The 14010-nt window shown below is 71.7% G+C and carries 11 protein-coding genes; 3 read left to right on the top strand and 8 right to left on the bottom strand.

What is annotated here, in order from left to right; all coding sequences use genetic code 11:
* Positions 1–108 precede the first annotated feature (108 nt).
* Together AB0915_RS14920 and AB0915_RS14915 are read right to left on the bottom strand one after the other, a co-directional pair.
* Positions 109–1197 (bottom strand): CU044_5270 family protein, encoded by a 1089-nt coding sequence (locus AB0915_RS14920; protein WP_366691474.1) that lies wholly within the window; start codon positions 1195–1197, stop codon positions 109–111.
* On the bottom strand, positions 1194–1865 hold the full coding sequence (locus AB0915_RS14915; RefSeq protein ID WP_366691473.1) for an RNA polymerase sigma factor: 672 nt from the start codon (positions 1863–1865) through the stop codon (positions 1194–1196). Before AB0915_RS14915 ends, AB0915_RS14920 begins: the two co-directional genes overlap by 4 nt.
* Before the next feature lie 143 nt (positions 1866–2008).
* On the opposite strand from AB0915_RS14915, the gene AB0915_RS14910 reads away from it, so the two are divergent.
* Positions 2009–3574 (top strand): serine protease, encoded by a 1566-nt coding sequence (locus AB0915_RS14910; protein WP_366691472.1) that lies wholly within the window; start codon positions 2009–2011, stop codon positions 3572–3574.
* Between the two features lie 163 nt (positions 3575–3737).
* Here the strand turns inward: AB0915_RS14910 and AB0915_RS14905 are convergent, their stop codons facing one another.
* Positions 3738–4136: a nuclear transport factor 2 family protein gene (locus AB0915_RS14905; RefSeq protein ID WP_366691471.1), complete on the bottom strand. Its 399-nt coding sequence runs from the start codon at positions 4134–4136 to the stop codon at positions 3738–3740.
* Between the two features lie 157 nt (positions 4137–4293).
* Positions 4294–5034, bottom strand: coding sequence for an NIPSNAP family protein (locus AB0915_RS14900; RefSeq protein ID WP_366691470.1), 741 nt, complete (start codon positions 5032–5034; stop codon positions 4294–4296).
* A gap of 105 nt (positions 5035–5139) precedes the next feature.
* Here AB0915_RS14900 and AB0915_RS14895 point away from each other — a divergent pair, with 105 nt between their 5' ends.
* Positions 5140–6117 (top strand): WYL domain-containing protein, encoded by a 978-nt coding sequence (locus AB0915_RS14895; RefSeq protein WP_366691469.1) that lies wholly within the window; start codon positions 5140–5142, stop codon positions 6115–6117.
* A gap of 187 nt (positions 6118–6304) precedes the next feature.
* Here AB0915_RS14895 and AB0915_RS14890 read toward each other — a convergent pair whose 3' ends face one another.
* Together AB0915_RS14890 and AB0915_RS14885 are read right to left on the bottom strand one after the other, a co-directional pair.
* Positions 6305–10906: a cation-translocating P-type ATPase gene (locus AB0915_RS14890; protein ID WP_366691468.1), complete on the bottom strand. Its 4602-nt coding sequence runs from the start codon at positions 10904–10906 to the stop codon at positions 6305–6307.
* 70 nt (positions 10907–10976) lie between these two features.
* Positions 10977–11525, bottom strand: a complete 549-nt coding sequence (locus AB0915_RS14885; RefSeq protein WP_366691467.1) for a hypothetical protein — start codon at positions 11523–11525, stop codon at positions 10977–10979.
* Between the two features lie 526 nt (positions 11526–12051).
* On the opposite strand from AB0915_RS14885, the gene AB0915_RS14880 reads away from it, so the two are divergent.
* Positions 12052–12843: a hypothetical protein gene (locus tag AB0915_RS14880; RefSeq protein WP_366691466.1), complete on the top strand. Its 792-nt coding sequence runs from the start codon at positions 12052–12054 to the stop codon at positions 12841–12843.
* 121 nt (positions 12844–12964) lie between these two features.
* Here AB0915_RS14880 and AB0915_RS14875 read toward each other — a convergent pair whose 3' ends face one another.
* Together AB0915_RS14875 and AB0915_RS14870 are read right to left on the bottom strand one after the other, a co-directional pair.
* On the bottom strand, positions 12965–13396 hold the full coding sequence (locus AB0915_RS14875) for an SRPBCC family protein (protein WP_366691465.1): 432 nt from the start codon (positions 13394–13396) through the stop codon (positions 12965–12967).
* Between the two features lie 157 nt (positions 13397–13553).
* The gene (locus AB0915_RS14870) at positions 13554–13850 is read right to left on the bottom strand and encodes a hypothetical protein (RefSeq protein WP_366691464.1); all 297 of its coding nucleotides are present in this window, start codon (positions 13848–13850) and stop codon (positions 13554–13556) included.
* Positions 13851–14010 lie beyond the last annotated feature (160 nt).

The following is a 14010-nucleotide window of genomic DNA, read 5'->3' as shown; positions in this document are numbered from 1 at the left end:
GGAACGGCGCAGTCCGTCCACGCACACGATTCCTGAACGGATGCGAGCCGGTGGCTGCCGCCCCGGTGGAACCGCGATCCGGGGCGGCACGTATGGATGGCTGCCTCTCTACGTGGTCGTCGGCGCGGGAGTCTCGCCGGCCCGCTCGACCGCGGCCTTGGTGAGGACCGCGGAGGTGCCGACAACGGTCCCGGCCGGGCCGGCGTCGCCGGCTTCGGTGAGGACCGTGCGTTCACCGAGGAACGCGTACGTGGTCCGGTCGAAGACCCACTGCGTCTGCTGCCCGTGTGCCGTACGGGCGACGGCAACGCCCTCACGTCCCGTGGCGTCGGCGACCGCATGGATCACCGTCACCCCGGGGATCTTCGCGGCGGCCTTGTAGAGCGCGGCGCTGACCTGCGGTGGTGCCCAGGTCTCGGCCAGCAGTTCGCCGATCGCGGTGAATGCTCGCTGATCCGGGTCCTGGCCCTGTCCGCGGGTCTCGTCCCGGATCATTTTCAGCAGGGCGTCGGGGTCGGTGGGCAGCGACGCGACGTACTGATGGGTCGGGTTGGTGATCGACGGGTCCGCCCTGTGCGCCGTGCTCGGCCGGGGCGTCGCCCCAGGGCCGTCGAGGGTGTGGACCGGTGCGTCGGTGCCGAGCGGGGTGTCAGGCCCGCCCCCCTCGCGCAGCAGGCCGGGGCGGCTGCCGTCGGCGGACAACCACACCTGCCGCGTGTGCACGGGGGCCATGGTCACGGGGCCTCCTCCGGCGCTCTGCGCGGCGTAGGCGACCTTGCTCTCGATGTACACGAACTGGTCGGCACGGAACGTCGGTTGCTTCCTTCCGGCGGCGGCGAGCGCGATGCGGTCGAGGAGCTGTGTCACTTCGGGTGCACGGAGGGCGCCGCCGTGTGTGACCGCGATGTTGTCGCGCCCTGGCGTGTCCGCGAGGTTCACGGCCACGACGCCGCAGACTGCCAAGGCGCAGGCGACAGCCGGCACCAGGACCCGGACCAGGCGCCGGCGCGGCGCCCGGGTGGTGAGGACGCCGGGCTGTTCGGCGGGGGCAGCCTTGCGCAGCAGTGCTTCCTTCAGCAGCAGTTCGCGGTCGGGACCCAGGCCGGGGACCGGCGGCGGGGGCAGCAGGCTGGTGAGGCCGAGGCGTTCGGTCTTCTCGGACCGGTGATGCGTACGGCGCCGCGGGGAGGTGTTCATCCGTGGTTCTCCTGGGTCAACGGCCGGGCGACGGGGATACGGCCCGGTACTGGCTTGTCGGGGCTGGCGGAGTGTTCCCTGCTTTCCGCCGCGGCCGGCCGGCCGGCTCCGGCCTGCGTGGTCCGCGAACGTGCGGCGCGCGCTTCGGTGCCGGCGAGCTCGCGCAGTCGGGTACGGGCGCGGGACAGGCGTGAGCGGACGGTGCCGACCGGCACGCCGAGTGCGTCGGCCGCGGCCGCGTAGTCCAGGCCGGCCCACACCACGAGGGTGAAGACCTCCCGGTCGCGCCGCCGCAGGCGGGCGAGTGCGGTGTGGGCGGCGCGCAGTTGCTCGGCATCCGCGAGGTGCGTGACGAGATCGTCGACGAAGTCCGGAATCGAACCGCGTTCCGGGACGCGGGCGAGCGCGATCTCACGGCGTCGGCGTGCGCGTGCGTTGCGGCGCATGATGTTGGTGGCGATTCCCAGCAGCCACGGGCGCAGACTGTCCCCGTCGGGGCGCAGCTTCTCCCGGCTGCGCCATGCTTCCAGGAAGGTCGCCGAGACGACGTCTTCGGCCTCCGCCCAGTCGCCCGTCACCCGCAGGGCATAGCGGTACAGCACCTGGGCGTGCTCGTCGTACAGCTCTCCCAAGGCGTCGCGGTCTCCGCGGCGGAAGCGATTCCTCATGAGTGATTCCACACTCTGCTCTGCCACGTCCGTTGCGCCGGTTCCGGTGACGTGCGCCACACGTGCCGCAGCGGGGCCACGCCCTCGCACCCGGCGTGACGCAGCTCACGGGAACGCCGGCGCCCGGAAGCGCAGTGCAGGTCATGAACAGTTCTTCCGTACCCCGCCGGAGTGTCCTGCGTACTCTGGCTCTCGCCGTCGCCCTGGTCGGCAGCGCGACGCCCGCATGGGACACCACCGCCTTCGCCGCGGAGCCGGCGACGTACGCCCTCACGATTACTCACCTCGACCGCACCGGCCACAAGACCGGGAACTACGCCACCAACGTCACCGGAATCTCCGGCCCGGGTGCCGACGAGGCCGCCCATCCGTACGACGCTTCCGGTACGACCACCGTGCGCCTGCCCCGGGGCCGGTACCTCCTGGACAGCTCCCTGACCACAGGTAACGAAGCGGACGGGACGGACTGGATCGTCCAACCGCGCCTCGACCTCGACCGCGACACCACCATCACCGTCGACGCGCGGACCACCGTCCCCGTCGACGTACGGCCGCCCGACGGCTCCGCGGGCTTCCTGCACAGCGCGATGTTCGTCGAGGTCACGCACGACGGCACCACCCGGGACGCCAACCTGATCAACTCCAGCTCGAACCTGCGCGTCGCGCACCTGGGTCCCGACAGTGAACCCGGATCGGTGAAGCAGTGGTTCGACGCGTACTGGACGACCGAGACCGTCGGCTACGCGCTCGGCTATACCTTCACCGGCCCCCGCGCCCTGACGGGGCTCACCCGGCACCCCTCCCCGAAGGACCTGGCCACCGTGCAGATCCGCGGCGCGGCCCGGCCGGGCACCGCAGGGACCGCGTCCGTCGACCTGCAACCGAGTGCCGGACCGACCGTCGGCGTCGCCCAGATGATGGCGACCCCCGGCACCGCCACCTACCTCGTGACACCTGAACGCGGCACCTGGGACATCTCCTACTCTGCCCCCGGTACGCCCGGCGCGGCATCGAGCCGCTACAGCGCCGATGGCGTCGCCGTGCGGGCCGGTGGCACGACCACGCACACCTTCGACAACGCCGTCTTCGGCCCCGACCTCACCGGCCGCCCCGGCGTCGTTCGCGACGGCGACCGCGTCACCGTCGATGTCCCGCTGCTTGCCGACGGCGATGGCCACGTGCCGTGGTCACCGCAGTACAGCACGGCCTCGACCACTCTTTACCGTGACGGCGTGCGCGTCGGGACCAAGGCAGGCGCCCCCGGACGAGCCGAGTTCACCGTGCCATCGGGGCGCGCGGCATACCGGCTCACCAGCACGGTGAATCGCAAGGGTGCGCCCGGCACCGCCACGCGTGTGACCGCGTCGTGGACCTTCAGCTCGCTCACCACGACCGGCCAGACCCCGGTCCCGGTGAGCGCCGTGCGGTTCTCGCCCGCGCTCAGCCCGACCGGCACCGCGGCGGCGAACGCGGCACTCCGTGTCCCCGTCACGGTGCTGGGCGCCGCCGCGGACGGACGTGTGCGCTCGCTGGCGGTCGCGGTGTCCGTGGACAACGGCGCCTCGTGGACCCGGGTTCCGGTCGAGAACGGCGCCGTCACGATCCACAACCCGGGCGCGGACACCGGCGTCTCCTTGCGCGCGAAGCTGACCGACACCGACGGGAACACCCTCACCCAAACCATCATGGACGCCTACCGGACCCGATGACCCAGTAACGGCCTCCCCCGCGACAGGGAGTGGGCTCCCGACCGCGGGGGAGGCCGCAATCCGGGCAGGTGAACGGGGCGTGGGACCTTCGGCTTCCGGCACCTTGGGCGGGGGGAGCTCTGTCTCTCTGCCGGCCGTCCCGCCCCGACGGGTGCCCGAGGAATCAGGGCCGGTCGTGCCAGGCGAATGCCGTGATCCGCCAGCCGTCCGAGGTGCGGACGAACTGGAAGGTCTTGGTCCCGACACCGTCGTACGGCTCACCGTCCAAGACCCCGGACTTGCGGTATTCGCTGAACCGCGACGCGATGTCGCCGACGATCTCGGTCCGCTCGGAGGTCTCCCACTCGGAGAACTCGACCAGTCGACCGTCGGACAGCAGCTGCCGGCGAGGCTCGATGAATTCGTCCACGGTGTAGACCGTGAACTCCGGGGCGGTGGTGACGATCACGCCGCTCGGAAGAACCAGCCGCCGGATCCGGGCCACGTCGGCAGCCTTGCCGCCCCGATTGTCGAAGGCGCCGAAGAACTCGGCGGTCACTGCGTCGATCTCGGTCTTAGACATGGACACGACGCTAACACCGAAGGCGCGAGGGGCGCAGTCGCCGAGACCACCCAGCCGGTCCGGGGGCGTGCACCACCCGGACCGGCACGTGCGGGAACGCCCCGTTCAGGAGGCTGGGGGCGGTGTCCCGCCGGGGCGCGAGAGGGCGCCCCGTCTCTCAGCGGATGAGTGAGCGGGCCGTGGGTGCCAGCCTCAGGAGTTCGGGGGCTGCGGTCTGCGCCTGCTCGATGTCCGTAAGAAGGTCCTCCCGTACGAGGGGATGAGCCATGGCGCGGGCGAGGTGACCGCGGTGCGCACTCTCGTCCGGGTACGAGGTGAGGACCGCGACGACGTTCTCACCGGTGCGGACCGGGAGCCTGGGGAATGTGTTGGCCGCCGGCTCCGTGGTGAGTACGGCGAGTGGTGCGGGCCCTGTTTCCCGCAGCGCAGGGACGAGACCGTCCCGGATCAGTTCGATGCCGTTGTGGCAGCCCGGAGGGAAGTGCCACAGCGCGCAGGCCACGAACCGATCCGGTACCGCGGCAGCTTCCTGCGGCCGGTCGGACGGGGTCACCGCGAAGCCGCTCCCGGCCGGCAGGGGCCGCAGGAGCAGGACATTGTCGGAATCGACCATGGTGGCGTTGGCCTGGGGGCCGTGCGCGGCCCAGACCGGCCCGCCGTAGAAGGCGGACAGGGCCTCCCGCCGGACCTCCATGTCCGTGAAGCCGCGCAGCCAGACGAAACGGTCCGGATCGTCGAGGTCCCGGAACTGGCCGAGGACGATCATCCCGGCCTCCTCCTGGGTTTCGACGAACTCCCGGTCGAACAGATCGATGAGCTCGTCCCGGCGGCCGGGGCGCAGGGTGTACTGGCGAAGCTCGATCACAGCAGGGTGGTCGGCAGGGTCGGTTCTGGGCACGGACGATTCCTCTTTCGCGTTCTTCGGGCCGGGTGGATCGACGTGGGCCGACGGTAGGGCCCATGTGTGCCAGAAGCTGTCAGTGTTTCGGAGCAGAATCCTCCTGTGTCCGCCGACCGGTTGCTTTCGATGCTGCTGTTGCTCCAGACCCGTGGCCGTATGTCGGCACGACGGCTGGCCGACGAGCTGAGCGTCTCCGTACGTACCGCCTACCGCGACCTTGATCGCCTGCAGGCCGCCGGGATCCCGGTCCGTGCCGAGCAGGGCCGCGTCGGCGGCTATCAGCTGCTCGACGGCTACCGCACCCGCCTCACCGGGTTGAGCGAGCGCGAGGCCAGAGCGTTGTTCCTCGCCGGACTGCCCACGCCCGCTGCCGATCTGGGGCTCGCGGCGGAAGTAGCGGCAGCACGGCTGAAGTTGCTGGCCGCGCTACCGGCGGGGCTGCGCGAAGAGGCGACGCGGGCCGACGCGATGTTCCACTTGGACGCACCGGGCTGGTACCGGGAAGCCGAGGCGACTCCGTATCTGCCGCTGCTCGTCGAGGCGGTGTTCAGCCGGCACGCGGTGGATGTGCGCTACCGGCGCTGGCGCGAGCCGCAGGAGGTGAACCGCCGGCTGCACCCCTACGGCCTGGTGCTCAAGTCCGGCACCTGGTACCTCGTGGCCGCAGCCAACGGCCGGATCGCCACCTACCGGATCACCCAGGTCCTCGACGCGATGCTGAGTGACGAGCGTTTCGAACGGCCGGAGGACTTCGTCCTGGGTGAGTACTGGTCGTCCTACCTGGACGACTTCCAGGCGCGCCGCTATACGGGCACTGCGACCATCCGCTTGTCCCCGAAGGGGCGCGAGCGGCTGCCGGCCAACGTTCCCCCCGAGGTGGTCCGGGCATTCGACGCCACGGCACAGGCGGTTGGCGACGACGGCTGGATCGAGGCGGTCATCCCGACCGAGAGCACCGAACATGCCCGTGGTGAGCTGCTGCGGCTCGGCATCGATGTGGAGGTCGTCGCGCCGGAGGAACTGCGCCGGGCCATGGCAGACGCCGTGTGCGTACTCGCCCGGACCTATGGGCGCGGGTGAGCCGACGGGACAGGACATTCCGCACGGTGGTGCGGGCCCGGTGCGCGACGCCCAGGGGCGCTGTGCGTAGGACCGGGGTGGGAGTGGAGCCGAGCCCCCCGCAGTCGGTCGCCGTCGTCACCTGCCCCCGACGTCACTGATCTGCCACTGCTGACTTCCGGCGCCGCGCTGAATCACCTTCAGGTCGTCAGTGGGTGAGCCGCACCACGGGACGCACGCGCGAGGCGAGGCCGGCCAGCAGCCGGTCGGCCTGGGGCAGTACGCGGGGGCCGAGGGCGGCGGCACCGACGGCTACGGCCACACCGGCCCACGCCAGTGGGCCCAGCGGCGTGCACCCGAAGAAGTGGCTGACGACGGGAGTCTGGACGAGGGCGATGAGCACGGCAGCGGTGCCGAGGACGGTGGCCAGGACCAGTGGGCTGTGGCGGCGTCCGACGACGGTCTGGGTGAGCTGGGCGCCGACCACACCGCACAGGGCCATCGTGCTGGTGCGCCGCGCCGAGCCCGGAGTGAGGCTGCCGATCAGCCATGCGATGGCCGCGCCGATTCCGGTGATCAGGCCACGATGGCGGATCTGCCGGGTCAGCGGCCCGCCGAGGACGGCGAGGCCTACGGGTGCGTCGTCGGCTGCGGCGGGCTCACCGGCGGGTTCCGGATCGTGAGGGGTGACCGCGACCGCCATCGCCGGGAACATGTCGGTGAGCAGGTTGACCAGCAGCAGCTGACGCGTCGTCAGCGGTGACGTACCGGACAGCAAGGTGCCCAGTACGGAGAAGCCGACCTCGCCGGCGTTCCCTCCGAGCAGAATGCTGATCGCGTCGGCCACGCTTCGCCACAGGGCACGGCCCTCGCCGATGGCGTCGATGAGAACCGACAGTTCGTCGTTGGTGATCACGAGGTCCGCGGCGTTGCGCGCGGCGGCCGATCCACGCGCCGCGATGCCGATCCCGACATCGGCGGCCCGGATGGCGGCGGCGTCGTTGGCGCCGTCCCCGACCATGCCCACGACGCGTCCCGCCTCCCGGAGCGCCTCGACCACCTGCAGCTTCTGTTCGGGTGCGACGCGAGCCACGACGCCGCAGTCCCGGAGCAGGCGCGCCCGCCCCGCCCGGTCGAGTGCGGCCAGCGCGTCACCGGTGACGACCGTGACATCCGATGGCCAGCCGAGAGCGACCGCCACGGAACGGGCGGTCTGAGGGTGGTCGCCGGTGAGCATGACGGGTTGTACGCCGACCTCGCCGAGACCGGCCACGAGCGGAGCCGAACTGGCGCGAGGGGTGTCGGCCAGTGCCACGAACCCGATGAGTTCCAGGAGCTCGAGGGGTTTGTCCAGGGCCTCCGCCGCCTCGTCCGCCGCGAGGCGGCGCCGGGCGACGGCCAGCAGCCGCAGGCCCTGGGCGGCAAGGGCATGTGCCGCGGCGACGGCTGTCGGATCCGCAGCGGGGCAGCAGGGCAGCACGACTTCGGGCGCCCCCTTGACGACCAGCATGTCCTCGTCGTCGTCCCTTCCGACGGCGGCCGCGTAGCCCCGGCTCGCCTCGAAGGGCTGGGCCCGCACGGTGGTCCACGCGGTCGCGCGCGGGGCGGCGGCCAGGACGGCCTCGTCGGTGGCGTGGGCGTGGGCACCCGGCTGCTCGGCGACGCGCGGGCAGGCCCGGGCGGCGATGCGAAGGATCGGTTCCGCTTCGGGGCCGATCGCCGGGTGCTCGGTGCCGGTGGCAGTGACCACGCGGACGACCCGCAACCGGTTCTCGGTGAGGGTCCCGGTCTTGTCGAAGCACATGGTGTCCACGCGTCCCAGGGCCTCCAGACTGCGCGGCGTGCGGACCAGGACACCCAGCTTGCTGAGCCGCCGCGCCGCGGCCATCTGCGCCACCGTCGCCACCAAGGGCATGCCTTCGGGGACGGCGGCCACCGCGACTGCCAGCCCGCCCTGAAGCGCGGTGCGCACCGGGCGGCCGCGCAGCAGGGACAGACCGGCCACCGCGGCGCCGCCGGCGAGGGTGAGGGGCAGGACCCGGCGGGTCAGCCGGTGCAGTCGTGCCTGGACCCCTGCCGAGGTGGGGACCCGGGCGGCGAGGGACACCGCGCGGCCGGCTTCGGTCTGGGCGCCGGTGCCCACGACCACGGCGCGGGCGTGGCCGGCCACCACCGTGGTGCCCTCGAACGCCATGCAACTGCGGTCGGCGACGGGTGCCTGTGGTACGGCGGCCACCTGTTTGCGGGTGGGCAGTGACTCGCCGGTCAATGAGGACTCGTCGACCTCGAAGCCGCTGACCTCCAGCAGGCGCACGTCGGCCGGCACGACGTCGTTGGTGCGCAGCTCGATCACCTCGCCGGGCGTCAGTCGTTCGGCCTCGACGAGGGACGCCTCGTCCGCTGACACGTCGGGGAGGCGCCGGGCTGTTCTCCGTTGCCCGGTGACGAGCTCGGACAGTGCCTGCTCCGCGCGCAGCCGCTGTACGCCGCCGACAAAGGCGTTCCCCGCGACGGCGCCGACGACGAGGAATGCGTCCACTGCGGATCCCAGCAGCGCCGACGCGGTGGCACCGACCAGCAGGATGGGGGTGAACGGGTCGTCGAGTTCGGCCCACACGGCGCCTGCCAGACGTGCGCCGACCCGCGCCGGCGCGAAGGCCGGATGAGTGGCTGCGGCGCCCATGACGTGACCGGCCCGGGTCCGCACCACCGCCCATGCGGTGGGCGCGGCCCGCGGCGCCCTCGCCAGCCGGGCCATGACCTCCTCCGGATGCAGAGCGTGCCAAGGCACCCGCGGCCTGGGGTGCGGGGTCGTACGGGCGGCGACGCCCAGGGCGGTGAACCAGCCCGACACCAGAGCCGCGGCGGTGGCGATGTTGACCGGGCTGATCCGCAGTTCGAGGGGGAAGGGGACCCGTTGTGTCCGGGCCCCGCGGGTGAGTACCAGGAGCTCGGAGAGCGTGGCGCCCGCCTCGGCGAGAAACTTGGACCGTCGGCTGGCCGCCCGCGCAGCGGGCACGGCGGACAGCAACCGCCACGTGCCCTCCAGCCCGCGCAACGGCAGAATGTCCGCGCCCCAGACGACAGCGCTGCGCTCGTCGGCGAGGGCGACGGCGATGTCACTGCGGAGCAGCCCGTTGAGTACGTCGCGGGCGCCCGCGGTCAACGCATGTTCCGCCGCAACCCGGTCGTCCGGCACGCGCGCCACCGTGAGGACCGTCCGTCCGCCGCTCTGCAGGCCGGCCACCACGTCGGCCAACGGGATCTCGGCAGGGGCGAGTTGGTCGGCCAGCGTCCCGAACTCGCCGAGCGAGTGGTCGTCCAGCACCACAACGTGCAGGCCGGCCCGGCGCGCCGCGTCCAACGCGGCCTCGGCCATCGGGTCGACCTCCCAGCCGACCAGGACGGTACCGACATCTTCGCCGTGCACCGACGCGATCATCAGTCCCGTGTCCGACCGCCCCGCGTTCGACGTCAACTCGTCGGGCACCGGTCGCAGGCCGAGTCCCGGCTCCCCGGCCGGCATTGCCCCGTCCCCGGGCGCACTCAGGGCTGCGGTGGACTCCTGCCACAGCCGACGGTGATCCCAGCCGGCCATGCTGGGATGGACCTCGAGCACGGTGCGCCGAGTGCCGCGCAGCGCTTCAGGATGCAGGACCATGGTGTCCACAAGCTCCAGTCGGCGCAGCCGCTCCGGGTTGCGGACCAGCACGTCCTCGCGCGCCAGGGCACTGCCGAGTGCCGCGGTGAAGGCCGCCGGGCCGTAGCGCGCAGCCTTGGGCGAACCGGCCAGTGCGGTCTCGGCCGCCCCATCGAGGTTGCGGGTGAACAGGAGCGTGGTGAGGGCGCCGCCCAGCATCCCGTTGATCGCGGCGTCGGCATACTTTTCGCCAGGGCACGAACGCAGCGGTGGACGTGCGACGTCGTCTCCGGCCACGGTCAGCCTGTCCGGAGCGCACAGTGTGTCGTGCAGGGCGTCGAAGGCCGCGAGCTGGGCCACGGACTCCACCAACTGGGCGGTCCGCAAGGCCGCGTCGAGCAGCAGCGGACTCGGCGACTGCCCGACCCCACAAATAGCCGCATGGGCTGCGGCGAGCACCAGATCGGCCATGTCCGGGCCCAGCGCGCGGCTCAGCACTGTCCGTACCCGGGAGTCCTCACGCATCACCACGACCGTGGCCACGACGACCTCCGGCACGGGCTTCAGAAAGAGTGTCCGTGCCGCGAGGGAGGTGGCGATGCCCGCCGCGTCGCAGGCCACGGCGACAGCATTGGCGCGCACGCCCCCGGGCGCACCCGGGTGCGCGTGTTCCAGCGTCTGCTCACCGACGAGCACCAGCCCGTGTTCGGCGGCAAGTTCGGACGCCCAGTCCACCAGTTGCTCGCCGATCGCACCCTCGGTGGTCTGGATGACCAGCCGCCCAAGGCCGCCGTCCCAGTAGGCGATCAGTACGTCAGGGTGCTCGGCCAGCTCGACGGCCACTTCCTCGGCGGCGGCCTCGAGCCGCTCCACGGTGGGTTCTGGCGAGTTCGGATGGTGCCGCAGTGCGAGGTGCATGCGGGAGCCGGAGCGCCAGTAACCGACTTGAGGGGTCACGGCGTTGCGAGCGACCCTGCCGACCCGCAGCGCGGTCGTCGCCACCGCCGCCGCGCCGCTCACAGCGCCACGCGCACCGGCGCTCACCAGATCGGCGACCGTCCGCGATGTGCCGGTGGTCGACGGGGCGATCCGGCGGGTGGCCTCGACGGGGGCGGCCAAGGCGTTCTGGAGGGCCACGGCGGGCAGCCCGGTCAGCAAACGGAGCAGCATGTCTCACCTTCGCGGGCTTGCCGCACGGGTCGGCGGCGGGACGGTCATGAGAGCGGGTGGAAGGCCGGCGTCAGGGCTTCTTCCGCCCACCTGCCTTGGCTTGCGAGGTGTTCGTGGCGGCGCGCTTGGACGCGCGGGCCTTCGCCGTGCCCGAGGTGCTCGTCTTCTTGGGCGCGCGGGTCTTCGCCGTCCCCGGCGTGGCCTTGCCCGGACGGGTCTTCGCCTTTCCGGTGGCGGTCGACGCCTTGGCCGACCGGGCGGCGCGCTTCGCCTGCGATGCTTCGGCGCGGGCCTCGCCGGCTGCCTGGGCCGCCTCGACATCCTTGGGACGTGGCTGCGTGAGCCACACCACGGCGGCGCCCGCCGCGACCACCGGCCACTCGACCACACCGGCCACGCCGAGCAGCCCGGCACCGGTGTACGCCGCGACACGCCGCGCATGGGGCGAGACGATCCCGACGGAGTCCAGAACGCCGTCGACGATCCCCTTGGCCTTCTCGGCGCCAGGGACCTTCTCCATTGCCGTCGTCATCGTCTGCATGGGGTGCGCCAGCGCCTCCTGGACGGGATGCTGCACCTCCGTGTCCCTTGAGCCTGCCGCATGGGAACTGTCAGTCATGGTCGCTCTCCCTCCGTAGCGAAGGTGAGGCATACGACACCGAGGCCGTGACGCTTCTCACCTTTCCGACAACCATGACCAGATCGGGCGATTTCGGCAAGCCTGGGCATATCAACATGCCGCCGTATGACGTACTCGGCGGTGAGGACCGCTGCGTCGAGTCCGCGAGGATCGGCGTCCCGGTCCCGGCAGAGGCCGCTGCGGATCGCCGGCCGGAACCCCGCGCGTGTCCCGGCCGTGAGGAGTTGGCGGCAAGAGTGCCCGGCCCGGGCCCGAGCGTTGACCCCGAACGCCCGCCCGGGCGCGACGGCCTCGGCCCCGTCTCCGGCCCGGCGACGTGGGGGCGGCCCGGCCGGCCGGGCCGCCTGTTCAGGCTGCGTACAGGTTCGGGCGGGGACACTGCTGCCTCGGTGCGCGGCCCGATCGTGCAGAACGTCAAAGCGAGGGCAAAGCTGTGGTGAGAGAGGTCAATATGGGGCAAAGGGGCATGGGGCGCACACGGGACCCCCTGCCAGGGCTGCCGCCCATGGCGACAGATCAACACCTGAACGACCGCGACCCCTCCCGCGCTGTACCCACGGTCCGGCGCGCGATGAGCAAGGTACCGGAGGTCACCGTCTGGTTCTGGATCATCAAGGTGCTCACCACCGGTATGGGCGAGACCGCGTCGGACTTCCTGGCCCATCTGCTCGGCCCCGTCCTGGCCGTCGGACTCGGCGGGATCGGTCTGGTGGCAGCCCTGGTCCTCCAGATGTCCGTGCGTCGGTACGTGGCGTGGATCTACTGGACCGCCGTCGTCATGGTCAGCGTCTTCGGCACGATGGCCGCCGACGTCCTGCATGTCGGCCTCGGCGTGCCCTACCTGGTGTCCGCCCCGTTCTTCCTGCTGGCCCTGGGCGCGGTCTTCGCCCTCTGGTACGCGAGCGAGCGGACGCTGTCCATCCACAGCATCCACACGCGCCGACGCGAGGCGTTCTACTGGGCCACCGTGCTGGCCACCTTCGCGCTGGGCACCGCTGCCGGTGATCTGACCGCCATCCCCCTGGGTCTGGGCTACCTGGGCTCGGGCGTGATGTTCGCCGTGGTCATCGCCGTGCCCGCGCTCGCCCACTGGCGGTTCGGCCTGAGCGCGATCGCGGCCTTCTGGTCCGCGTACATCGTGACCCGGCCGCTGGGCGCCTCCTTCGCCGACTGGATGGCGGTGCCCTCCGCGCGGGGCGGACTGGCGCTGGGTCTCGGGCCGGTCACCCTTTACTGGACGATCGCGATCCTCGCCCTCGTCGGCTACCTCGCGGCGACCCGAAGGGATATCGCGTAGCTGCGCGCAGCTGTTCCAGCGCCTGCCCGCTCAGGCCTTCGCCCTGCGCGCGTCGGCCGGCAGCCGCAGACCCGCAGCACCAGCCCGTTGCGCAGGGCATGCTGCCGACAGTGGGGGCGCCTCACCGCTTCTGTTCCACCAACTCCTTGAAGTGCTCGAGGTCGTCCCGTACACGCCGTTCGATCGCGGTCGCCTGGGCGAATCCCTTCGGTCCGCCGAACGCCTCCTTGACGGTGCCCGGGTCGTACTCGATCCGGGCCTGGACTCGGGTGTGCTCCTTGTCGATGGGCAGCAGCGAGAAGGTTCCCGACAGGTCGGGACCGCTCGTGGTCTGCCACTCCATCCTGTGTTCCTTGCCGCGGTCAGTGATCTCGGCTTCGAACTTCTGAGCTCGGCCGCCCGCGTCGACGTCCAGGTGTGCCCGGTGCCCGTCCTCCGAACGAGCCTCGCGTACTCCGTCGACGAATCGCGGATAGGTCTCCACCTGGTGAAGGCGTTCCCAGGCCAGAGCGATCGGAACATCAACGTCGATCTGTTCTTCGAGAGTGCTCATCGGCCACCTCGCAGGTCGGTTCACGGTTTACGGGGCCATATCCCCATTGTCGCCTCCAGAGGGTCGGTGGAGGCCGGCGTCGGTGTCCGCGGGCCGGGCGGGCCGGTGCTGTCCGTCCTCGGGGTTCCGGGGCACGGGCACAAGGACCGCGGCGGCTTCAGGCGTGCCCGAGTCCGAGTTCGCGGCCGCGGTAGAAGCCTTCCCGCTCCTCGACGATGTACGGGGCCATGGCCTCACGCCGCTGCGTCTCCGCCGCGGAGGCCCGCCAGGAGTCGCATGCCTCCTTGGTGTCCCAGAACGACACCCCGGTGATCTCCTGCCCGTCCTCGGACCAGTACGCGTAGGCGCGGCGCAGCGCCTGCGGGTACGTGTCCGGGCGCCAGGCCCTCTCGAACTCCTCCAGCGCGCCCGGCTTGATGCGGCGTGTCGTCACCCAGACAAAGTGCTCCACCATCGCGGCCTCCTCTGGAACGCCGGTTCGACTTGATGGCGCCTTCTTGATCCATCGTAGGTTTGTGGCACCGCTTCCGCCTCTGCTGCGGGGGAGCGCGGTCGCCCCGGGGCGCTGAGCGGGCCCGACGGATCAGGGCCGGGCCGGCCCATCCGCGATCATG

The organism is Streptomyces sp. NPDC048411 (assembly GCF_040704695.1).
In the GTDB taxonomy this organism is placed as follows: Bacteria; Actinomycetota; Actinomycetes; order Streptomycetales; family Streptomycetaceae; genus Streptomyces.
This window is presented reverse-complemented; position numbering and strand designations above follow the sequence as displayed.

Coding starts and splice junctions, on each gene's coding strand:
- AB0915_RS14910 (WP_366691472.1), top strand. CDS start 2,009: ATGAACAGTTCTTCCGTACCCCGCCGGAGTGTCCTGCGTACTCTGGCT.
- AB0915_RS14880 (WP_366691466.1), top strand. CDS start 12,052: ATGGCGACAGATCAACACCTGAACGACCGCGACCCCTCCCGCGCTGTA.
- AB0915_RS14915 (WP_366691473.1), bottom strand. CDS start 1,865: ATGAGGAATCGCTTCCGCCGCGGAGACCGCGACGCCTTGGGAGAGCTG.
- AB0915_RS14870 (WP_366691464.1), bottom strand. CDS start 13,850: ATGGTGGAGCACTTTGTCTGGGTGACGACACGCCGCATCAAGCCGGGC.
- AB0915_RS14905 (WP_366691471.1), bottom strand. CDS start 4,136: ATGTCTAAGACCGAGATCGACGCAGTGACCGCCGAGTTCTTCGGCGCC.
- AB0915_RS14875 (WP_366691465.1), bottom strand. CDS start 13,396: ATGAGCACTCTCGAAGAACAGATCGACGTTGATGTTCCGATCGCTCTG.
- AB0915_RS14920 (WP_366691474.1), bottom strand. CDS start 1,197: ATGAACACCTCCCCGCGGCGCCGTACGCATCACCGGTCCGAGAAGACC.
- AB0915_RS14890 (WP_366691468.1), bottom strand. CDS start 10,906: ATGCTGCTCCGTTTGCTGACCGGGCTGCCCGCCGTGGCCCTCCAGAAC.
- AB0915_RS14885 (WP_366691467.1), bottom strand. CDS start 11,525: ATGACTGACAGTTCCCATGCGGCAGGCTCAAGGGACACGGAGGTGCAG.